Raw genomic sequence first — 20,734 nt, forward strand, 5'->3', positions numbered from 1 at the left:
ATGGCACAGATCGGCCAGTTTACCCGCACCCCGTCCGGCTATTCCGGGCGACTCCGCACGCTCTCGCTGGACGTCGAGCTGACCTTTACGCCGTCGGAAAATGCGGACGCCGACAAGGCGCCTGCCTATCGCATCCATCTCGGCGATGAGTATGGGCCGGAAGTCGGCGCAGGCTGGAAACATTCCGGCGAGCGCGCGGGACCGTTCGTCTCCGTGCTTCTCGACGATCCAGTTTTCCAGCAGCCGATCCGCGCCCGCCTGTTCCAGTCGGACGAAGACGGCCGCGACTGGGGCTTGCACTGGACCCGCCAAAAGAAGCGCGACGAGCAGGAGTGATCATGGTCACGTCCTGCATCCGTCCCGCCTCGGGGAGATGTGGCGCCCGCCGCCGCATCCTCCTCCTTCTTCTTTCCGGCCTGTTCGTCACAGCCATTGCCCCGCTGCCCGGCCTGGCGCAGATCGCCGTGATGGGTCGTGCCGTCGCCGTGCATCCGCACGGCGCCCATATCGAAGAGGCTTCGCAGCGGTTCGGCATCCCGGCGGCATGGATCATCGCCGTGATGCAGGTCGAAAGCGCGGGCAATATGCACGCCATATCGTCTGCCGGCGCGATGGGGCTGATGCAGGTCATGCCCTCGACTTGGGCGGAGCTGCGCATCCGCCATGCTCTCGGCCGCGACCCCTTCGAGCCGCGCGACAACATCCTCGCGGGCACCGCCTACCTACGCGAGATGTGGGATCGCTACGGCAATGTTGCCGCGATGCTCGCGGCCTACAATGCCGGTCCCGGTCGCTACGATGAATACCGCGCGACGGCTCGTCCGCTGCCTGCCGAGACGCGCGCCTATGTCGCTGCTTTGACGCCGATCCTGCTCGGCGAGCGGCCTTCCGGCAGCGGCTCGACGGTCGCTCCGCCGCCCGACTGGCGCGAGGCGGCGCTCTTCGTCGCGCGTGAAATCGGCGCTTCCGCTGCCGATCCCGCGTCCCCCGACCGCACGCCGGACGATGCCCCTTCGCTCGTCCCGGCGGCACCGGACGCACTCACCGCCTTGCAGTGGAGGGGCTGTTCGTCGCCCGCGATGCCGGTGGGGACCGGCCATGAGCAGCGGCACCGCAATTCGCATCCCATCGGGCGCTGGCGTGTCATGGAGGGCGCAGAGGGTGGCGGCAGGCACCACGACCGAAAGATGGCGAGATAAAAGGCCGCACGGTGCGGCTGTGGCGGGCGGTTGTTTTTGTTCAGGTTTCCGGCGCGTCCCGCACCGTGCGGCGCTGGCGCGCACCGTGCGCTGCGCGCTCCTCTTCCTGATTTTCCTTGATGATTTGCACCGTGCGGGGGCGCCCCATGTCCGATGACAACGAGTTCCGCATCCGTCCGGGCCGTATCCGCTCGACCCGCGCGCAACAGGCGAGGCCCTTTGTCGCCCAGGCGCTCGCCGCCGCCCAGAAAGCCGGCGGACGCGTCTCGCGCTCCGGCAAGATCACCTCGGGCAACCGCTCACGCTTCGGGCGCGGTCAGCGCGCCAGCATCCAGGCCAACCGGCTTCTCACCGGACGCTCGCGCATCGCCGTCATCAAGACCCGCGTGGTTCGCCAAACGGCACGCTCGGCTCCGCTCGGCGCACACCTTAATTATCTGCGCCGCGATGGCGTGACCCGCGACGGGGAAAAGGCGCGGATGTTCGGCCCGGAAAGGGACGACATGGATGTCGGCGCTTTCGCGGAAAAGTGCCAGGACGACAGGCATCATTTCCGCTTCATCGTCTCGCCCGAAGACGCGGTGGACATGGCCAATCTGAAGGATCACGCCCGCGAGCTGATGGGGCAGATGGAGAAGGATCTCGGCACGCGCCTCGATTGGGTCGCCGTCGATCACTGGAACACCGACAATCCCCATATCCATATCATCCTGCGCGGCCGCACCGACGATGGCCAGGACCTGGTGATTTCCCGCGACTACCTCAAGGAGGGCATGCGCGCCCGTGCGCAGGATCTGGTCACGCAGGAACTCGGGCCCCGCACCGATCTGGAGATCCACCGCAATCTGGAGCGGCAGGTCGAGGCGGAACGCTGGACGCAGCTCGACCGGCAGCTTGTGCGCGACGCCGGCAAGTCCGGCATCATCGACCTTGCCCCGCTTCCCGACCGCCAGCCGGACGAGTTTCATACTCTGAAGGTGGGGCGGCTGCGAACCCTTGAAATCCGCGGGCTTGCCGAAGAGATCGGCCTCTCGCAATGGTTCATCAAGCCCGAAGCCGAAGCGGTCCTGCGTGAACTGGGCGAGCGCGGCGACATCATCAAGCGCATGCACCGTGCCCTGACCGAACGCGGCATCGAACGCGGCTCGGCCAGCTATGTCCTCGCCGGCGAAAGCCTTGACGTTCCCGTCATCGGCCGCCTGGTCGAGCGCGGCCTCGACGACGAGTTGAAGGGCACCGCTTATGCCGTGGTCGACGGCACCGACGGGCGGACCCATCACATCAAGCTGCCGCATCTCGACGCCGCCGGCGACAGTCCGCCCGGTTCCATCGTCGAGTTGCGATCCTGGGAGGACCCGCAGGGGCAGCGCCGCGTCGCGCTCGCCGTCCGCGCCGATCTCGATCTTGGTGCGCAAGTCGGCGCCTCGGGCGCGACCTGGCTCGACCGGCAGGCCATCGCCCGCGATCCGATCGCGCTGTCGGACAGCGGTTTCGGCGCTGAGGTCCGTCAGGCTCTGGACGAACGCGCTGAACATCTGATCGGCGAGGGCTTTGCCGAGCGGCAGGGCGGTCGCGTCGTCTTCGCGCGCCGGCTGCTCAGCACCTTGCGCCAACGCGAACTCGACAACCTCGGCGAGAAGCTCGCAACCGAGACCGGCATGTCCTTCGAGCGCGCAGCCAGCGGCGAATATGTCGCCGGCTCCTATCGCCAGCGTTTCGCGCTCGCCTCCGGCCGCTTCGCCATGATCGACGACGGCCTCGGCTTCCAGCTCGTGCCCTGGTCGCCCTCTCTCGAAAAACAGATCGGCCGTCACGTCTCCGGCGTAGCCCGCGATGATGGCGGCGTAGATTGGGACTTCGGGCGCAAGCGCTCCCTCGGCCTTTAGCCTCAACCAGAAAGGACCATCGCAATGTCCGCGACCAAGATCCTCTGGGGACAGATCACCATCGTCTTCCTCATCATCCTCGCCACCACCTGGGGCGCGACCCAGTATGTCGCCTCGAGCCTCGGTTATCAGGCGCAACTCGGGCCGCCCTGGTTCGTGATGTTCGGCGTGCCGATCTATTATCCGCCCGCGATCTTCTGGTGGTGGTATTTCTACGAAGCCTATGCGCCGCCGATCTTCGCCAAGGGCGGGATCATCGCGGCATCGGGCGGCTTCATCGCCATTGCCGTCGCCATCGGCATGTCGGTCTGGCGGGCGCGCGAGGCGAAAAACGTCGCCACCTATGGCTCGGCGCGATGGGCCGGGAAAGGAGAGATCAAGGCGGCGGGCCTGCTCGATCCCGATGGTGTTGTTCTCGGCCGTTACGAGAAGGACTATCTACGCCATGACGGGCCGGAGCATGTCCTGTGCTTTGCCCCGACACGTTCGGGCAAAGGCGTCGGCCTCGTCGTCCCGTCGCTGCTGACCTGGCCGGGGTCGGCCATCGTCCACGACATCAAGGGTGAGAACTGGCAGCTCACCTCCGGCTTCCGCTCGCAGCACGGCCGCGTGCTGCTCTTCGACCCGACCAACCCGAAATCCTCGGCCTACAATCCGCTGCTGGAAGTGCGCCGCGGCGAGTGGGAGGTGCGCGACGTCCAGAACATCGCCGACATCCTCGTCGATCCGGAAGGCAGTCTCGACAAGCGCAACCATTGGGAAAAGACCAGCCATTCGCTGCTGGTGGGCGCCATCCTGCATGTGCTTTACGCCGAACCCGACAAGACCCTGGCAGGTGTGGCCAAATTCCTGTCCGATCCGAAGCGCCCGGTGGATTCCACGTTGCGCGCCATGATGAAGACCGCGCATCTGGGCGAAGCGGGGCCGCACCCGGTCGTTGCCAGCGCCGCGCGCGAGCTGCGCAACAAGTCCGAGAACGAGCGCAGCGGCGTGTTGTCGACGGCGATGTCGTTTCTCGGCCTGTATCGCGATCCGGTCGTGGCCGAAGTCACACGCCGCTCCGACTGGCGCATCAGCGATATTGTGGGAGGCGATCAGCCGGTCACGCTTTACCTCGTCGTGCCGCCCTCCGACATCAACCGCACCAAGCCGCTGATGCGATTGCTGCTCAATCAGATCGGCCGTCGCCTGACCGAAGACCTGCAGGCGAACGCCGGGCGGCATCGGCTCCTTCTGATGCTGGACGAGTTTCCGGCGCTGGGCAGGCTCGATTTCTTCGAGACCGCGCTGGCTTTCATGGCCGGCTACGGTCTGAAATCATTCCTGATCGCGCAGTCGCTGAACCAGATCGAGAAAGCCTACGGGCCGAACAACTCGATCCTCGACAACTGCCATGTCCGCGTCAGCTTCGCCACCAACGACGAGCGCACGGCGAAACGGGTGTCGGATGCGCTCGGCACCGCCACCGAGATGAAGGCGATGAAGAACTATGCCGGCCATCGCCTGTCGCCCTGGCTCGGGCACCTTATGGTCTCGCGCTCGGAAACCGCGCGCCAGTTGCTGACGCCGGGCGAGATCATGCAGCTTCCCCCACATGAGGAGATCGTCATGGTGGCGGGCATCCCCCCGATCCGGGCGACGAAGGCGCGCTATTACGAGGACGCCCGGTTTCGCGAGCGCGTTCTGTCACCGCCTGAATTGAAAGGTCCCGAAGAAACGCGGCCCGACGACTGGACCAAGCTTCCGATCCCGGCGCGACCGGAAGGCGCCACGGATCACGGCGACCAGAGAACCAATGACGAAGATCCGACCGAATCCGAACGCCGATTGCAGCCTGAACTCAGCCGCGTAAAGCCCGTGGAGAAGAAAAAGCCCCTCGAGAACGAATTCGAGATCGCGCCGCCCGATGAAGTTGAGGAAGAGGCCATGCAAAATCGGCGCATGATCCGCCAGGTGCAGGGCATTGCCCGGCAGGTTGCCATGGACCCGAACGACGGCATGGAGCTGTAGCGCCATGGCCAATCTCCGGAAGAAGAAAAAACTCACCGTCTATCTGGACCCCGATGTCGAAAAAGCCCTGACCGAGTTTGCCGCGCGGCGGGACCGGTCGCAGTCGATGATCGGCGAGGCGGCCATCGCCTCATTCCTGTCTCCCGACGATGCCGAACGCCGAGAGGCGATAATCGCCAAGCGCCTCGATCGACTCGATCGCCGCATGGACCGGCTTGAACGAGACGTCGGCATCGCCGTCGAAAGCCTGGCGGTCTTCATCCGCTTCTGGGTCAACACCACACCGGCCTTGCCTGAGCCGGCGGCAAAGGCCGCGAAGGCCAAATCAGCGGAGCGATACGAGGCGTTCATCACCGCGCTCGGTCGCCGCCTCGCACAGGGACCGAAGCTGCGGCAGGAGGTGTCGGAGGATGTGACGGATCAGAGAGTTGAATTTGGCCGCCTTAGTCGTTGACACGAGTTCCCGCTCCCGGTTGGCTGAGCAGTAACAAGGATCCGCCGGAAGCGGCCTTCGCGACTGTCGCGGTCTTTGGGATTTTCGCGAATTATCCTAAGGTGATGGCTGTATATTCACTCGACTTTGGAGGAACAGCCTTGAGACTTGCCATTGCCAGCCTGTTCGCCATCGGTCTCGCCGTCCCTGCCTTCGCCCAGACGGAACCGCCCGCAGATTTTGACGAAGCCGCATGGCAGGCCGAATGGGACGCGGGCGACACGGATGGCGACGGCAAGCTGAGCCGGGAAGAGGCGAAAGCCGGGAATCCGAACATGACCGATGAAGTCTTCGACCAGATCGACACCGATGGCGACGGTTTCATCAGCCCCGCGGAAGACAAGGCCGCGCTCTTCGAAGCACGCGGCAAAACCACAAATGAATAGGGTATGGGCGGGGGCTTTTGGCGCAACGGTGTTTGTCGCGGCAGCATCCGTGGCAGGCGCGGAGGCGCCCACGTCCGCCAGACCGGCCGGGTTGCCTGAGAACTATGTTCCTGAAATCCCCTCGCATGAGATGGAGCCGGACACCGGCCCGCTTTCGGCCGCCCTACAGGAGCGTTTCCGCGACCGTATCGCCGGTATCTTCATCGAGCGCGAGCCCGATTTCCATGTCGTCGTCAGGCTAACGGGAGACCGGGATGCGGGCACGCTTCAGTACCAATTGGGCGAAGATCGGGTGCGTGTCGAAGTCCTGACAGGCGCATCCCATACCGTCGATCAACTGGTCGCCGCGTTGGATGACCGCCAGATGATTACGCGCGTTCTTCCCGATGGCTACGGCGGATATGTCGATGAGCGCACCGGATATGTGGTTCTTACGGTTCTCCCCGGAACAGAGCTTGCCGGTGGCAGCGAAGCATCCCTTTCGGCTGCTTTGGGCGTGCCGATCCGCATCATCGAAGGGGAACCCGCTACAATCGGTCCAGCACCACAGCAGCGGGAAGAGCGGTAATCCATTGCGGCCCGGATTCCGGGCCGCGACGTGTCGCAAAAATCAGTCGCACAATTTTGACTTTCGCACGCGACATTTGCGACAGAAATTCCCCTGAAAATTCAACGTTGGCCTGACCTGCTACAAAAATCAGGGATCTTCGTGACGGCTTCTCAAAACTTATCGTTGCTTCCCGCTTCTCCTTTGATCGGCCCCCATAACAGCGCGACGAGGGCGAGATTGGCGATGGCGAGAGCTGCCAGCGCCACAAGAGTTTGATCGGTGCCCCCGACCGAAAGCAGGATCGCACCCACGGTTGGGCCGGCAGCTTGGGCGACGAGACTGGGCCGGGCAAGCCGCCCCATGATCGGCGCATAGCGGGAAGGTCCGAACAGGGCGAGCGGGAGCGCACCCTTGGCGATCGAGAAGATGCCATTGCCGGCCCCGTAGAGGATGAGCGACAGGCCGATGATGAGAAAACCTGCCGCGAGCATCGTCACCCCTGCCGCGCTCAGGACGGAGGCGGCCGCGAGTGTCCAGAAGGGATGATGCCTCCCCCCGCTCGCCATTTCGCCAATTCGGCCGGCGACTTGGGCCGGGCCTATCAGCGCGCCGAGGGCTACAGCTTCGCCCAGCGACAGCCCGCGTTGCTGCAACAGGGTCAGCAGATGCACCGATATGATGGTGACGCCCAATCCGGCCAGCACCACGATCGCCGTCATGATCAGATAGGCCCGGCGCTCATGGTCGCGCAGCTTGATCGCAGGAGCTTGGTCTTTGCCACCGATCGGCCTGGGCTTGCCGTTGCTCGGAAGGACCAGCAGCACGAGCGGCAGGCAGATCGCGAGATGAATGCCGGCATAGGCCATGCAGGCCCCGCGCCATCCCAGATGCTCCAGAAACAAGGCCGAGAGCGGCCAGCAGACCGTGCTTGCGAAGCCGCCCCACAAGGTCAGTGTAGTGATGGCGGATCGCGCGGAACGGCCATAATAGCCCCCGAGCGTGGCAAATGCCGCATCATAAAGGCCGGCCCCCATGCCGATACCGAGCACGATCCATCCGGCGACGAATACCCATAGGGACGGCGCAGCCGCAAGGATGACGAGGCCGGCAGCGAACAGCAGGCAAGCCAGAGCAAGGATGGGACGCCCGCCGTGCTGGCCAATGGCGTCACCCACGCGCGGGGAAACGACGCCGGCCGCGAGCAGGCCAATGGAGAGAGCGCCGACGATCCATGAAAGCGGCCAACCCGTATCGGCCGCGATCGGGGCGGCGAGAACGGCGAGCAGGTAATAGGAGCTGCCCCATGCAAATATCTGTACGATGCCGAGCGCGGAGATGACGGGCCACCTTCTCGCGTCGGGAGACAGGCCCGTTTGAGCCGGCAGGTTTGTCGTCACCGGACGCGCTTGAGCGCCATACGCTCTTCCAGCTTTTGGGCGGTTTCCTTGCGCTCGCTGTAGCGGTCGGTGAGGTAAGGAGCGACGTCGCGGGTCAGAAGCGTGAACTTCACCAGTTCCTCCATCACATCGACCACCCGGTCGTAATAGGATGAAGGCTTCATTCGACCCGCTTCGTCGAACTCCTGATATGCCTTGGCGACCGAGGACTGGTTGGGGATGGTGATCATCCGCATCCAGCGGCCGAGGACGCGAAGTTGGTTGACGGCGTTGAAACTCTGCGAGCCGCCAGAGACTTGCATCACGGCCAATGTGCGGCCCTGGGTGGGGCGAACTGCGCCAACCGCGAGCGGTATCCAGTCGATTTGCGCCTTGAGGACTCCGCTCATGGCACCGTGACGTTCGGGGCTGGTCCAGACCTGCCCTTCGGACCATTCCGAAAGTTTCCGAAGCTCCTGCACCTTCGGATGATCAACGGGCGCACCATCAGGCAGCGGCAGGCCGTGCGGATCGAACACACGGGTTTCCGCGCCGAAGTGGTTGAGGAGCCGTTCGGCTTCGAGCGTGAGCAGCTTGCTATAGGAGCGTTCACGCAACGAGCCGTAGAGCAGGAGAATGCGCGGCGGATGAGCAGAGGGCGTCGTTCGTAGGCGTTCAGCCGATGGGCTGTCGAGCACCGCGCGGACCACATTAGGAAGGTCGGAAACCGTCATGGCTTGGCCTCGGCCGGAACGGCAACGGGCGTCCCTTTCTCGGGAAACCACTTCGCGCCGAGCCTGAGCGCGACATGAACGAGCAGGATCAGTGCGGGCACTTCCACGAGCGGGCCGATGACGGCGGCGAAGGCCACCGGCGATGCGAGACCGAATGCCGCGATGGCGACCGCGATGGCCAACTCGAAATTATTGCCGGCAGCGGTGAAGGCGATGGCCGTGGTGCGCGGATAATCCGCCTCGATCAGCCGGCCCATCGCGAAGCTGATGAGGAACTGGATGACGAAATAAAGCGCCAGGGGAATGGCTATGCGCAGGACATCGAGAGGCAGCGACACCACGTCCGCGCCCTTGAGGCTGAACATGGCGACAATGGTGAACAGCAGCGCGGCTAGCGTTATGGGGCTGATGCGCGGCAGAAATTCGTGCTCATACCAGCCCGCGCCTTTGCGAGCGATGAGGATGCGGCGCGTCAGGAACCCGGCGAGGAAGGGAATGCCGAGATAGATCAGCACCGCTTCGGTAATGGTCCAGAAGCTCACGTCTATGACGCTGCCCTCAAGGCCGAAGAGGGGTGGCAAGACGGAAAGGAAAAACCACGCATAGGTGGAGAAGAACAGAATCTGGAATATCGAGTTGAAGGCAACCAGACCGGCGACATATTGATTGTCGCCGCGCGCGAGTTGGTTCCAGACCAGCACCATAGCGATGCAGCGGGCGAGTCCGATCAGGATCAGTCCTGTCATGTATTCCGGGTGGTCGCGCAGGAAGATCACGGCCAGCGCGAACATCAGCGTCGGGCCGATGATCCAGTTTTGTACCAGCGAAAGGATCAGCACTCGCTTGTCGGAAAAGACCCGGTGCAGTTCTTCGTAGCGCACCTTGGCGAGCGGCGGATACATCATCAGGATCAGGCCGATGGCGATCGGTATGTTGGTGGTGCCGACCGACATGGCGTTGAGAGCTTCCGGCAAGCCGGTGAATATCGTGCCCAGCACGACGCCGAGTGCCATCGCGGCGAAAATCCACACCGTCAGATAGCGGTCGAGGAAACCAAGGCGGGAAGCTGGCTTGAGGGAAGCCATCAGTATTCTCCAATCGCAGGCTGAAAGTCAGGCGGAAGCAACGCGCCGTCCATGTTCGTCAATGATCCGCTCGCCATCCTCTTTGACGAACTCGCCCCGTTGTGGGGGCAGCAGATCAAGAACGGCTTCGGACGGTCGGCAGAGCTTGACCCCTTGGGGGGTGACGACGAGGGGGCGATTGATGAGGATCGGGTGCGCCATCATGGCGTCGAGCAATGCGTCATCGCTCAATTCTGGATCGCCAAGGCCGAGGTCGGCATAGGGCGTTCCTTTCTCCCGCAAGATCGAGCGGGCCGTCAGGCTGGCGCGCTCGATGAGTTGCGCGAGCAGCGCCCGTGAGGGCGGGGTTTTCAGATATTCGATGATATGCGGCTCGACGCCGGAATTGCGGATCAGGCCGAGCGTATTGCGCGAGGTGCCGCAATCGGGATTGTGGTAGACAATGACATCCATGGATTGCCTCACGCCGCGCCAGAGCGGGGCGAGGCTGCCCCTTCGGATTGACCGATTTCGTTGAGCTTCATATTGAGCGACGATTTATCGAGGCTGGCGACGGGCAAGGCCACGAAGACCGAAATCCGGGTTTTCATGTAGCGAAACGCCGTGACAAAAGCCGCCATGCGCTGAATCTCGGTGCCCTCGACGGTGGCGGGGTCTTCGATACCCCAATGCGCGGTCATCGGCTGGCCCGGCCAGACCGGACAGGCTTCGCCGGCCGCGTTGTCGCAGACGGTGAACACGAAATCCATCACCGGCGCGTCGGGGCCGGAGAATTCTTCCCATCCTTTCGATCGGAAGCCTTCAGCCGGGTAGTCGTAGCTTTCGAGTACCTTCAGGGCGAGCGGGTTCACTTCGCCTTTGGGCTGGCTTCCAGCCGAATAGGCCCGGAAGCGACCCGCACCATCCTTGTTCAAGATGCTTTCGGCAAGGATCGAGCGGGCGGAATTTCCGGTGCAAAGAAACAGCACGTTGAAGATTCTATCGGAGTGATTGGCCATAGGCTCAGGCATGGGTGACGCCTTTCGTCGGTTTGCAGCAGGACAGCGCGGCGACTGCCGGGTTGCACACGTCCGGGTGGCCTTGGCAGCAATCGCGCATGAGAAATTCGAGCAGGCCGGACAGCGCCGGATAGGAGGCGCTGTAGATGATCGAGCGCCCGTCGCGCCGCGACTCGATGAGGTCGGCTTGTTCAAGGTGGCTCAGGTGGAAGGACATGCGCGACGACGATGCGCCGTCCATCGCTTCCCCGATCGCGCCGGCCGGCATCCCTTCCGGGCCGGCCGTCACCAGCAGGCGCACGATGCGCAGCCGGGTTTCCTGCGAGAGCGCCGCGAAGGCAGAGAGGGCTTGCTTTTCGTTCATGTATGCCTCAACATCTCAAGAGTAGTTGAATCATGGATACACGGACATGAACGCTTACGCCAGCCCCTTAATCACAGAATTTCCTGATGTTGCCTCGCTCGGGGCGATCCTCGATATTTTGGAGGGCCATGCCGACAAGGTTCTTGTGCTCGCCTATGGCGACGGGCAGCAGGTGCAGGCCGGCTATCACATCACGGAGGTCAAGGCCGGTTCCTTCGTCACGCTCGATTGCGGCGGCAATCCCGATGCGTGGCGGGAGACGGTCTTGCAGGTCGAGGATATTCCCCCGACCGAAGGCAGCATGCCGATGACCGTCGCCAAGTTCCGGTCAATCTTGGGAAAGGTCGGCAGCAGGGTCCAGCTTGACACGGACGCGCGGTTGACATGGGAGGTGAGCCGGCCCGGTGAGCCGATGCAGGTCTATGACGGGGCCGGAATCGAGATCGAGAAAGACCGGACGATTGTGCGTCTCAGCCCGCGCCCCGCAATCTGCAAGCCGAGGCATCGCGCGCAGCAGACGAGAGCGTCTGCCTGCTGCGGCTAAGCCCGCCCGAGCCATTGCCATGTCGCACTACTTCTAAATCCCGCTACGTTGCAGGTTCCGGGAATTTTGCGGCGATAGTTTCGGATAGCTGGCGAGGACTTCTGTTCATGCAGCCTTTGTTTTGCCTCGTGCCAGAACGCTCTCCACCAGCAAAAGCCCGACCCCACAGACAATCGCCACGTCGGCAAGGTTGAAGGCGGGCCAATGATAGCTGCCAATGTAAAAATCCAGGAAATCCGCCACCGCACCCTGCCGCAGCCGGTCGAGCAGATTGCCGAGCGCCCCCCCAACCACGAGCCCGAGGGCGGATGCCGTCAGGCGGCTGTCGCTTCGATGGATCCAGACAAGGAGGCCAGCGACTATAGCGAGCGTGAACGCCATCAGGAGCCAAGCCGGCGCCTGGCCGAACAATCCGAAGCTCACGCCGGTATTGAAGCCGAGCACGAGATTAAAGAAGCCGGTGACGGGGATGACCTGAGGCGGGTTCATAACATGGTTCAGGACCCACCACTTCGTCGCCTGATCAAGGAAAAATCCGCCAAGGGCGATGGGAAGGCCGAGCCTGAGCATGTCCAAATGTCCTTTAAACTCCGGCTTAGCCGATCCGGCCGAGGGCCGGGAAAGTCTGGAGCAGCCATATCGCAAAGCTGGTTAGATGGCCGGTGATCATGGCGATGCCCATCACCACCATCACCCCACCAGCGACGATTTTGAGCACCCGGCCAGTACGGCGCATCGACATCATCCGCGCCATGAACCCGCGCATGAACAAAGCGGCCAAGATGAAAGGGAGGCCAAGGCCGAGCGAGTAGACGGCGAGCAGCGTCGTTCCGCTTGCGACCGTGGCGTTGGCGGCGGACAGGGTCAGAATCGCGCCCAGCACTGGTCCGATGCAGGGAGTCCAGCCGAACGCGAAAGCGAGACCGAGGAGATAAGCCGCGCCGGCGCTTCCGCTGCCCGGATTGGCATGGAACCGCGCTTCACGATTGAGCCAGGGCATTGGTACGAGGCCTGTCGTGAACAGACCGAAGAGGACGACGATTACGCCTCCGATCAGGTTCGCTTCGAAAAGATACATGCGCAGGAGCCGGCTCAACACGGTTGCGCTGGCCCCAAGGAGGACGAACACGGTCGTAAAGCCGAGCACGAAGCAGAGGCTGAGGCCGAGAGTTCGGCTTGCCGCCTTGAATTCGGCATCGGCCGCAGTGCCATCCGGGCTAATCGTGCGGCCTGCGACGTAGGAGATATAGCCCGGCACCAGCGGAAGGACGCAGGGCGACAGGAAGGATACGACACCTGCGGCGAAAGCCGTCGCTATTCCGATACTGGAGAACTCCATCAGCCAATCTCGCCCGCCAGGCGGCGGAGCTTCTGCAATCGAATCTCACGCGGCTCGTGCATGTCGAGCGTGCCGACGAATTGGCTCTCGGCATCCATTAGGTAAACGCCGGCGGTATGATCCATTGTGTATTCGCCCCCTTCCAGAGGCACTTTTCGCGCATAGGCCGCAAAGGCCTTCACCACAGCGTCCGTTTCCTGTCGATTTCCCCGCAGTGCGAGGATGCGGTTATCAAAGGCTGTCATGTACTGAGCCAGCAATTCTTGTGTGTCCCGTTCGGGATCGACGGTGAAGAACAGGACGTTGAACTGGTCGGCCACCGGCCCGAGCTCGTTCATGAGATCGCTCAGTTCATAGAGCGTCGTCGGGCACACATCGGGACAATGGGTGAAGCCGAAGAAGGCGAGATAAGGCTTTCCGGCCAGCGCAGCATTGTCGATCGTTTCGCCTCGATGGGATGTGAGCTGGAACGGGCCGCCGATGGCTGCCGTGCCTGTCGAGGACGCGACCGCCACGGTTTGCTGTTGCCAAGGCTTGGATACGGACAGGCCGATGAAAAGCCCGCCGACAGCGGCGACGGCAACCCATGCAACAAGGCGGAAAAGTTTGACGCCGCTCATTGGACAGCCTCTCCGTGTCCGTCATGTTCGTTCGCAGATTCCGGACGAGCGCCCATGTTCTGCACAACGAACTCAACGTCGATCGCAGCGGCCTGCTCGAACACAAGAGTCGCGGCAAACCGCTCCCCATCCTTCAAAGGGCGCGATGGCTTCAAGAACATGATGTGCATACCGCCAGGTTGAAGCTCGACGGTCTCGCCAGCTCCAATTTCGATGCCATTTTGCACAGGCCTCATGCTGGCAACCCCATCGCTCACGGTCGACTCATGGATTTCCACCCGGTCTGACAGAGGTGATGAGATTGAAACCAGGCGATCGGCCATATCGCCATCGTTTGTCAGCGTCAGATAGCCGCCGGCTACCGGCGTGACCGGCGGAGTCGCGCGTGACCACGGGTGATTGATGGTGATCGAACCAGCTTGGAAGTCGTGACCCACAGCAGGAGAGATCGACACTGCAAGGGCAAGGAAGGCGGCGGATAGGGCTCGCAAACTAGTCATGTTCCTTTTCTCCTTTTCCAGCTTCGCCGGCCTTCTCAAGGATTTCGAAGCCGCTTCTGACAACGACTACAACCACACCCAAGCCAATGATCAGATCCGGATAAGGCGAATTGAAAAGAATTACTGCAAGACCAGAAACAGCGATCGCCGAGTTCACGAGCATATCGTTTGTCGTGAATATCCATGAGGCTTGCAGATGCACGCCACTTTCCCGATGTGATTTCAGGAACCACATGCAGATCATATTCGTAAGCGCGCTCGCGATTGCCACGGCGATCATGACCGGCCCGATCGGATCGGAGCCAGTGAAGAAGCGTCGGCCAACCTCAAACAGAAGCAAACCGGCGAATACTATCAGGAGCATACCCGACAGCCGCGCAACGCGAACCTTCGCCGCCAAACCGCGACCTACGACGAAAAGGCTGATGGCGTAGACACCGGCATCGCCAAGATTATCGAGTGCAGAGCCCATCAATCCTGTTGACTGAGCCCACCAACCTAATCCTCCCACAATGGCTGCCTGGGCAGTATTAATCGCAAGTACCCATGCGAGCGCCCATTGTTCGCTCTTCTCGGATGAATTGGCACTGCCCTGGGACTGATTACTCATAAATTATACCTCGGCTTTCTTGGCGAGAAGTGGAAGCCGCGACCTGCATGTGCGCACTGTTCAAGCTCATTTGTCGCGGGTGCCGCGCCAGGTCAGCAGGCGCAGCGCATTGGCCGTAACGAGGACAGTAGCGCCCGTATCGGCGAGGATGGCCATCCAGAGCGTGGTAATGCCGAATAGAGTCGTCACGAGGAAGACAGCCTTCAGACCAAGCGCTATTGCGATGTTCTGCCAGATATTGCCGAGCGTCGCCTGCGACAATCCGATGAGATCAGCGATACCCGTCACCCGGTTTCTGAGCAGCGCGGCATCAGCGGTTTCCAGCGCGACGTCGGTGCCCGCACCCATGGCAACGCCAACGGAGGCAGCAGCGAGCGCCGGAGCGTCGTTGATACCGTCTCCCACCATGGCAATCGGTCCATCAGCCCTGAGGCGGCCGATCTCGGCGAGCTTGGCGTCGGGCAGAAGTTCGGCGCTCGCCTCAAGGCCGAGATGAGCCGCAATGGCGTCGGCCGTGCGCTTGTTGTCGCCGGTCAGCATCAGAGGGCGCACGCCGCGATCTGTCAGCCGCTTCACACCTTCGATAGCGTCGTCGCGCGGCTCGTCGCGCAAGGCGATCAATCCCTCGATGGTCTTGCCCTTGATGAGCACGACGACCGTCTTGCCCTGGCTCTCCAGCCCGGTGATCGTGTCAACGATGCTCTCTTCGAGGCCCGTTTGTTCGGCGGCGTGACGGGGAGACCCGACCGAAGCGAAGCCGTCCTTCAACCGCGCTGTGACCGCTTTGCCGGGTGTGGCAACGCCGCCCCCGAAGGTGGCGGGCAGTTCGAGCCCCCGCACCTTTGCCGCCTCCACGATTGCAATCCCGAGAGGATGGCTGGTGCTGCGCTCGACGGCCGCCGCGATGGCAAGGACGGAGTTCTCATCACCATTGATCGGCACAATGTCCGTCACCTGGGGGTGGCCACGCGTCAGCGTTCCCGTCTTGTCGAAGGCAACGGTTACGACCTTGCCAAGTGTTTCCAGCGTCGCGCCGCCCTTGATCAACAGTCCCTGACGCGCACCGGCGGCAAGACCCGAAGCAATAGCCGCCGGTGTGGAAATCACGAGCGCGCAGGGACAAGCAATCAGCAACGTCGCGAGACCCCGATACACCCATGTCATCCAGTCACCGCCGAAGGCGAGCGGCGGCACGACAACGATCAGAGCCGCGACGACCATCGCGCCCGGCGTGTACCAGCGGCTGAAACGGTCGATCATACGCGCCGTCGGGGCCTTTGATTCCTGGGCTTCCTCGACCATGTGGATGATACGGGCGATGGTGTTGTCGGCCGCGACATGGCTGATCGACACCCGCAACTCGCCATTTGCATTGATGCTGCCGGCATAGACGTTTGCGCCGGCTTCTTTCAGCACGGGCACGGATTCGCCTGTCACCGGGGCCTCATCGACCTCAGAAACGCCGTCAATCACCGTGCCGTCAGACGGCACACGGTCACCAGGCCGAACAACGACAACATCACCGACGGCCAGATCTTCTGCGGCGACCTTCTCAACAACACCATCACGCTCGCGGAACGCGGCCCGAGGCACGAGATCGATCAGTGCTTCAATGCCAGCGCGCGCACGGCCGGCCGCCACGGTTTCAAGCAATTCGCCCACTGCGAACAGAAAGATCACGACAGCAGCTTCTTCGGCCTCGCCGATGGCGACCGCGCCGAGTGCCGCGACCGTCATCAGCGTCTCGATGGTGAAGGGGGAGCCGGACATCGCGCCGGCGACCGCCCGCCTCGCGAACGGGATGATGCTGATCAATGCAGCGCCCGAGTATAGCCATTGCTCCGATTCGGGCAGGACACGCGCGAGGGCGAAGGCAAGGATGAACAACGCGCCGGTAAGGAGCACAAGCCGACCCTTGCTGCCTTTCCACCACGCCTCCGTGCTGCGTTTCCGAGGTGGGCTCGCCTTTGCCTCGGTCTGCTCGATCACTGGTGTGTAGCCGAGCGCTCGGATCTTTTGCTCAATGGTGCCGAGAGCCGTACGGTCCTCATCCAGTTGCAATGCGAGCGTCTCGTTGGCGTAGCTGACATGAATGTCGCTAACGCCCGGCAGGCGTTGCATCACCGTTTCAATTTTCAACGCGCAGGAGGCGCAGTCCATGCCTTCTACACGCAGTCTGTAAGGGCTCGCTGCCGCCATGATGTCACCTCGACTTTCCCGATGTGACATTGTAGATAGACCCTGTAGTAACTATAGGGTCAAGAGATGAACGACAGAATTCTGATGATCGGCCAATTGGCTAGACGAACGGGGACCAAGGTCGAGACGATCCGGTTCTACGAGAAGAACGGTCTCCTGCCCGCACCCTCGCGTACCGATGGCAACTACCGTGCATATGAGCCGGGCCACCTCAACCGCCTCAGCTTCATCAGGCGTGCGCGCGAGCTTGGTTTCTCGCTCGATCAGATCAGGGAGTTTCTCAAGCTGGCCGACGATCGTTCGCAGTCCTGCGCGGCGATTGATGCGATTGCAAAGGAGCACCGGAAGGAAGTCGAGCGAAAAATCGAAGACCTAACTGCGCTCAAGTCGGAACTGGACAGGATGATAGACCAGTGTGGATGCGGGCTGGTCGCAGATTGTAGGATAATAGAGAGCCTGTCTCCGCTGCCAGCCAGAACCTAATGACTGCTCACCGCAGCGCCGGGCCTCTCGATGCCAAAATCTTTGCGGCGATCGGTGACGTAATCATCTGGATCACAGCGAAGAAGGCGGCAGGCACGGCGATTTCCGAGGGCAACCCGGACGCCGCTACGAACGCCGCCGCAATGGAGAACTCCTTTTTGCTCACCGTGAACAGGTAGGCGATCAGCTCTTGCCGGTCGGCCACAAAGACTTTTGCGATGGACCCGACCGCATAGCCGATCAGGTTCAGCGTGAGCGCGGCCAGCGCGATTAGGAGGGCGAACCAGCCATAGCCGAGGATTGTTTCGGCGTTTGGACCCACGACCGCCAGAAGCAGGAGCAGGTAGAGCACCGAACCAAGAGAGGGATAGAGGCCATCGTGTCGGCCGACCGCTTCCGGGTATCGCGTGCGTAGGTAGACCCCGATCACGGTCGGCAGCACCACGATCAGCACTAATTCCATGATGATCGCCCCGATGGGAACTTGCAGCTCGATTCCGGTGAGAAGCAGGAACAGGATCGGCACGATGAAGGGCGAAAGCACTGTGTTGACCGCATTGAGGACCGCCGCGAGGGCGACATTGCCGCGTGCGAGCAGGACCAGCAACGGAGCGGAAACGTCAGTCGGCAGAGTGCCGACAAGGGTTTGACCGGCGGCCAGCGGCCCAGAGCCGAAGAACAGCCGCCCGGTGAGCCATCCGGCGAGCGACATGGGACCATAGACGAGGCCAAGCGCCCAAAGCTGCCGGCTCGGCTTCCGGAAAACCAGCTTCACGGCGTGAGCGTCGAATGTCAGGCTGATGACCAGCATCAGCAATGCCAGAAGCGGGCTTATGCCGCTTTCAAGGACCATGCCGAGCGAAGGGACGAGCAGGCCAAGCGCGGCCGTTACAACGGCCAGCAGCAGGAGATTGTTTTCAACAAAGGCGAGGGCTTTCTGCATCGGCAGTCCTATTCGCAGCGGATCGTACCGGTTGGGCGGCCCTCGCATTTCGCGAACAGGGCAATCGCTTGATCGCAATATTTGCAGTGACCTTGGCAGCAGTCGTGCATGAGGAAGGCGACGAGATCGGAGAGCGCCGGCCAGTTGGCGCTGTAGATGATCGACTTGCCATCTCGCCGCCCCTGCACGAGTCCGGCACGCTCCAGTTCCTTGAGATGGAAGGAGACGCGCGACGGCGGCGCATCATCGAGCGCGCCGGCGATGGCACCAGCGGCCATGCCGTCAGCCCCCGCGACGACCAACATGCGGATTATCCGCAAGCGGTCCTTGTGAGAGAGCGCGGCGAAGCCCGCGAGCGCGTCGTTTTCGTCCATATCATTTCAACGTTTCATGTTTTGTTGAAATTATTGCTTATAGATGGAGCGCGCGCGCCTCAATCTCGCGCAATTCCTGAAACCCGCAATAGATCGGCTGCACCCGGAAAGTCGCGGCTATTCGTTTCACAAGACTTTATCGCAAGTGCTAAGCCACTTGCGACATGATTTCCGAGAGCGGACCACCTGGGGCGAACGTCGGCTCGGTCCCGGCGAGGCGGCCTGACGCCACGGGCCGGTCGAATCAGTCGAGAGCATGCCGGTGTGCCTGCAGATCATCCGACTGGTCAGGCACACCGCCGTTCTCCTGTAATTTTATCCCACACTACTACGACGACCGAAACTTGTTGAAACGACCTGTTTTGTGTCTCTTTTAGTGATCCCCATCCGGGGATCGTCTCTCGCCTCCCCGGTGGAACGGGGACGAGATGCCAGGCATCAACCACAAACAGGCAAATGTGGACCGCGGCGCGCGCATGCTCCGGACAGCGCTCGGGCCTGCCATCTCAACCCTGCTGCAAGACCCGTCTGTCGTCGAGGTCATGCTGAACCCGGACGGACGCATCTGGGTGGACCGGCTGTCCGAAGGGTTGGCCGATACGGGCGAAATACTGTCCGCCGCTGACGGTGAGCGCATCGTGCGGCTGGTCGCCCACCATGTCGGCGTCGAAGTCCATGCGCGCAGCCCGCGCGTCTCGGCCGAACTGCCCGAAACCGGCGAGCGCTTCGAGGGGTTGCTGCCGCCGGTCGTGTCCGCACCCGCCTTCGCCATCCGCAAGCCCGCGGTCGCAGTATTCACGCTAGACGACTATGTGGCCGCCGGCATCATGTCCGCCGATCAGGCGGAAACGCTCCGCGCGGCCGTCGCGTCCCGCGCCAACATCCTTGTCGCAGGCGGCACGTCCACCGGTAAAACGACGCTGACCAATGCGCTGCTCGCCGAGGTGGCGAAGACGCAGGATCGGGTCGTCATCATCGAGGACACCCGCGAACTGCAATGCGCAGCGTCGAATCTCGTGGCGATGCGCACCAAGGATGGTGTCGCCACCTTGTCGGAACTGGTGCGGTCTTCGCTGCGCCTGCGTCCGGACCGCATTCCGATCGGTGAGGTGCGCGGCGCCGAGGCGCTCGATCTCCTCAAAGCCTGGGGCACCGGCCATCCGGGCGGCATCGGCACCATCCATGCTGGTTCCGGCATCGGCGCCCTGCGCCGCCTCGAACAACTCATCCAGGAAGCCGTCGTCACTGTGCCGCGCGCGATGATCGCGGAGACCATCGACTTCGTGGCCGTCCTCGCTGGCCGCGGCTCCGCGCGCCGGCTGGCCGAACTTGCCTGCGTCGAAGGGCTCGGCCCCGACGGCGATTACCGGATTTCCCTCGCTTTTCCCGACACCTCAATCCCTCACGTTCCAGGAGAACCTGCATGATCCGTTGCGCCGTTCGTATCCGTCATCATCTGGCGACCGCCGCCGCCTTCACCTGGGCGAGCCTGATGACTGCCCCCGCCCAAGCGTCTGGCTCCTCCATGCCCTGGGAAGCGCCGCTGCAATCCATCCTTGAATCCGTCGAAGGCCCGGTGGCCAAGATCGTGGCAGTGATCATCATCATCGTCACCGGCCTGACGCTCGCATTCGGCGATACCGGCGGCGGCTTCCGTCGCCTCATCCAGATCGTCTTCGGTATCTCCATCGCCTTCGCGGCGTCCAGCTTCTTCCTCTCGTTCTTCAGCTTCGGCGGCGGAGCGCTGGTCTGATGGCGGTGAGTTTCGAGGCGCTCGACGCGGTTCCGGGATTCAGTGTGCCGGTTCACCGCGCCCTGACCGAACCGATCCTGCTTGGCGGAGCGCCACGCTCCGTCGCGATCCTCAATGGCACGCTGGCCGGAGCCGTGGGCCTCGGCCTCCAGCTCTGGCTGGCCGGCATCCTGATCTGGGCCGTCGGTCACATCGCCGCCGTCTGGGCCGCCAAGCGCGATCCGCTCTTCGTCGAGGTCGCGCGCCGCCACCTCCGCATCCCCGGTCATCTTTCGGTGTGAGGAAGCC

26 protein-coding genes are annotated in these 20,734 nt (G+C 62.7%); 12 read left to right on the forward strand and 14 right to left on the reverse strand.

What is annotated here, in order from left to right:
• The 7 genes from J9800_RS21225 to J9800_RS21255 all read left to right on the forward strand — a co-directional run bounded on the left by J9800_RS21225 (window position 1) and on the right by J9800_RS21255 (window position 6,542).
• Window positions 1–336 (forward strand): DUF736 domain-containing protein, encoded by a 336-nt coding sequence (locus tag J9800_RS21225; protein ID WP_012092633.1) that lies wholly within the window; start codon window positions 1–3, stop codon window positions 334–336.
• Between the two features lie 2 nt (window positions 337–338).
• Window positions 339–1,199, forward strand: a complete 861-nt coding sequence (locus J9800_RS21230) for a lytic transglycosylase domain-containing protein (RefSeq protein WP_286191836.1) — start codon at window positions 339–341, stop codon at window positions 1,197–1,199.
• Between the two features lie 146 nt (window positions 1,200–1,345).
• Entirely contained in the window at window positions 1,346–3,085 is a 1,740-nt protein-coding gene (locus J9800_RS21235; RefSeq protein WP_012092635.1) for a relaxase/mobilization nuclease domain-containing protein, read from the forward strand.
• Window positions 3,086–3,109: 24 nt separating this feature from the next.
• Window positions 3,110–5,095, forward strand: coding sequence for a conjugal transfer protein TraG (locus J9800_RS21240; protein ID WP_012092636.1), 1,986 nt, complete (start codon window positions 3,110–3,112; stop codon window positions 5,093–5,095).
• 4 nt (window positions 5,096–5,099) lie between these two features.
• The gene (locus J9800_RS21245; RefSeq protein WP_012092637.1) at window positions 5,100–5,549 is read left to right on the forward strand and encodes a ribbon-helix-helix domain-containing protein; all 450 of its coding nucleotides are present in this window, start codon (window positions 5,100–5,102) and stop codon (window positions 5,547–5,549) included.
• Between the two features lie 140 nt (window positions 5,550–5,689).
• Window positions 5,690–5,974, forward strand: coding sequence for an EF-hand domain-containing protein (locus tag J9800_RS21250; RefSeq protein WP_036749074.1), 285 nt, complete (start codon window positions 5,690–5,692; stop codon window positions 5,972–5,974).
• Window positions 5,967–6,542, forward strand: a complete 576-nt coding sequence (locus tag J9800_RS21255) for a hypothetical protein (RefSeq protein WP_028034399.1) — start codon at window positions 5,967–5,969, stop codon at window positions 6,540–6,542. Before J9800_RS21250 ends, J9800_RS21255 begins: the two co-directional genes overlap by 8 nt.
• A 152-nt stretch (window positions 6,543–6,694) precedes the next feature.
• Here the strand turns inward: J9800_RS21255 and J9800_RS21260 are convergent, their stop codons facing one another.
• From J9800_RS21260 to J9800_RS21285, 6 genes are read right to left on the reverse strand one after another with little or no spacing between them, the layout of a single operon-like run.
• On the reverse strand, window positions 6,695–7,891 hold the full coding sequence (locus tag J9800_RS21260; protein ID WP_151665539.1) for an MFS transporter: 1,197 nt from the start codon (window positions 7,889–7,891) through the stop codon (window positions 6,695–6,697).
• A 26-nt stretch (window positions 7,892–7,917) separates the two neighbouring features.
• Window positions 7,918–8,634, reverse strand: coding sequence for an arsenical resistance protein ArsH (gene arsH, locus J9800_RS21265; RefSeq protein ID WP_012092640.1), 717 nt, complete (start codon window positions 8,632–8,634; stop codon window positions 7,918–7,920).
• Window positions 8,631–9,719: an ACR3 family arsenite efflux transporter gene (gene arsB, locus J9800_RS21270; RefSeq protein WP_012092641.1), complete on the reverse strand. Its 1,089-nt coding sequence runs from the start codon at window positions 9,717–9,719 to the stop codon at window positions 8,631–8,633. Before arsB ends, arsH begins: the two co-directional genes overlap by 4 nt.
• 27 nt (window positions 9,720–9,746) lie before the next feature.
• Window positions 9,747–10,172, reverse strand: coding sequence for an arsenate reductase (glutaredoxin) (gene arsC / locus J9800_RS21275; protein WP_012092642.1), 426 nt, complete (start codon window positions 10,170–10,172; stop codon window positions 9,747–9,749).
• Between the two features lie 8 nt (window positions 10,173–10,180).
• Window positions 10,181–10,729 (reverse strand): arsenate reductase ArsC, encoded by a 549-nt coding sequence (locus J9800_RS21280; RefSeq protein ID WP_012092643.1) that lies wholly within the window; start codon window positions 10,727–10,729, stop codon window positions 10,181–10,183.
• Window positions 10,722–11,081: an ArsR/SmtB family transcription factor gene (locus tag J9800_RS21285; protein ID WP_012092644.1), complete on the reverse strand. Its 360-nt coding sequence runs from the start codon at window positions 11,079–11,081 to the stop codon at window positions 10,722–10,724. The genes J9800_RS21280 and J9800_RS21285 overlap by 8 nt, the downstream gene beginning before the upstream one ends.
• A gap of 46 nt (window positions 11,082–11,127) precedes the next feature.
• Between J9800_RS21285 and J9800_RS21290 the strand changes: the two genes are divergently transcribed.
• Entirely contained in the window at window positions 11,128–11,625 is a 498-nt protein-coding gene (locus tag J9800_RS21290; RefSeq protein WP_012092645.1) for a DUF6428 family protein, read from the forward strand.
• Window positions 11,626–11,730: 105 nt separating this feature from the next.
• On the opposite strand, the gene lspA is transcribed toward J9800_RS21290, so the two are convergent.
• The 6 genes from lspA to J9800_RS21320 form a co-directional block, all read right to left on the reverse strand.
• Window positions 11,731–12,195: a signal peptidase II gene (lspA, locus tag J9800_RS21295; protein WP_012092646.1), complete on the reverse strand. Its 465-nt coding sequence runs from the start codon at window positions 12,193–12,195 to the stop codon at window positions 11,731–11,733.
• 25 nt (window positions 12,196–12,220) lie between these two features.
• Entirely contained in the window at window positions 12,221–12,964 is a 744-nt protein-coding gene (locus J9800_RS21300) for a cytochrome c biogenesis CcdA family protein (RefSeq protein ID WP_012092647.1), read from the reverse strand.
• On the reverse strand, window positions 12,964–13,584 hold the full coding sequence (locus J9800_RS21305; protein ID WP_012092648.1) for an SCO family protein: 621 nt from the start codon (window positions 13,582–13,584) through the stop codon (window positions 12,964–12,966). The genes J9800_RS21300 and J9800_RS21305 overlap by 1 nt, the downstream gene beginning before the upstream one ends.
• Window positions 13,581–14,084: a copper chaperone PCu(A)C gene (locus J9800_RS21310; protein WP_012092649.1), complete on the reverse strand. Its 504-nt coding sequence runs from the start codon at window positions 14,082–14,084 to the stop codon at window positions 13,581–13,583. Before J9800_RS21310 ends, J9800_RS21305 begins: the two co-directional genes overlap by 4 nt.
• Window positions 14,077–14,694, reverse strand: a complete 618-nt coding sequence (locus J9800_RS21315) for a cation efflux transmembrane domain-containing protein (RefSeq protein WP_012092650.1) — start codon at window positions 14,692–14,694, stop codon at window positions 14,077–14,079. The genes J9800_RS21310 and J9800_RS21315 overlap by 8 nt, the downstream gene beginning before the upstream one ends.
• Window positions 14,695–14,760: 66 nt before the next feature.
• A complete protein-coding gene (locus J9800_RS21320; RefSeq protein ID WP_028034401.1) occupies window positions 14,761–16,893 on the reverse strand; it encodes a heavy metal translocating P-type ATPase in 2,133 nt (710 codons plus the stop codon).
• 66 nt (window positions 16,894–16,959) lie between these two features.
• Between J9800_RS21320 and J9800_RS21325 the strand changes: the two genes are divergently transcribed.
• The gene (locus tag J9800_RS21325; protein WP_012092652.1) at window positions 16,960–17,376 is read left to right on the forward strand and encodes a MerR family transcriptional regulator; all 417 of its coding nucleotides are present in this window, start codon (window positions 16,960–16,962) and stop codon (window positions 17,374–17,376) included.
• A 7-nt stretch (window positions 17,377–17,383) separates the two neighbouring features.
• Here the strand turns inward: J9800_RS21325 and J9800_RS21330 are convergent, their stop codons facing one another.
• Window positions 17,384–18,319 (reverse strand): bile acid:sodium symporter family protein, encoded by a 936-nt coding sequence (locus tag J9800_RS21330; protein WP_012092653.1) that lies wholly within the window; start codon window positions 18,317–18,319, stop codon window positions 17,384–17,386.
• Between the two features lie 8 nt (window positions 18,320–18,327).
• Window positions 18,328–18,693, reverse strand: a complete 366-nt coding sequence (locus J9800_RS21335; protein WP_012092654.1) for an ArsR/SmtB family transcription factor — start codon at window positions 18,691–18,693, stop codon at window positions 18,328–18,330.
• A gap of 428 nt (window positions 18,694–19,121) precedes the next feature.
• Between J9800_RS21335 and trbB the strand changes: the two genes are divergently transcribed.
• From trbB to J9800_RS21350, 3 genes are read left to right on the forward strand one after another with little or no spacing between them, the layout of a single operon-like run.
• Window positions 19,122–20,120, forward strand: a complete 999-nt coding sequence (gene trbB / locus J9800_RS21340) for a P-type conjugative transfer ATPase TrbB (protein ID WP_151665537.1) — start codon at window positions 19,122–19,124, stop codon at window positions 20,118–20,120.
• Window positions 20,117–20,446: a TrbC/VirB2 family type IV secretion system protein gene (locus tag J9800_RS21345; protein WP_012092656.1), complete on the forward strand. Its 330-nt coding sequence runs from the start codon at window positions 20,117–20,119 to the stop codon at window positions 20,444–20,446. Before trbB ends, J9800_RS21345 begins: the two co-directional genes overlap by 4 nt.
• Window positions 20,446–20,727: a VirB3 family type IV secretion system protein gene (locus J9800_RS21350; RefSeq protein ID WP_012092657.1), complete on the forward strand. Its 282-nt coding sequence runs from the start codon at window positions 20,446–20,448 to the stop codon at window positions 20,725–20,727. Before J9800_RS21345 ends, J9800_RS21350 begins: the two co-directional genes overlap by 1 nt.
• Window positions 20,728–20,734: the final 7 nt, after the last annotated feature.

It is taken from the genome of Ochrobactrum sp. AP1BH01-1 (assembly GCF_018066705.1).
Classification (GTDB): domain Bacteria; phylum Pseudomonadota; class Alphaproteobacteria; order Rhizobiales; family Rhizobiaceae; genus Brucella.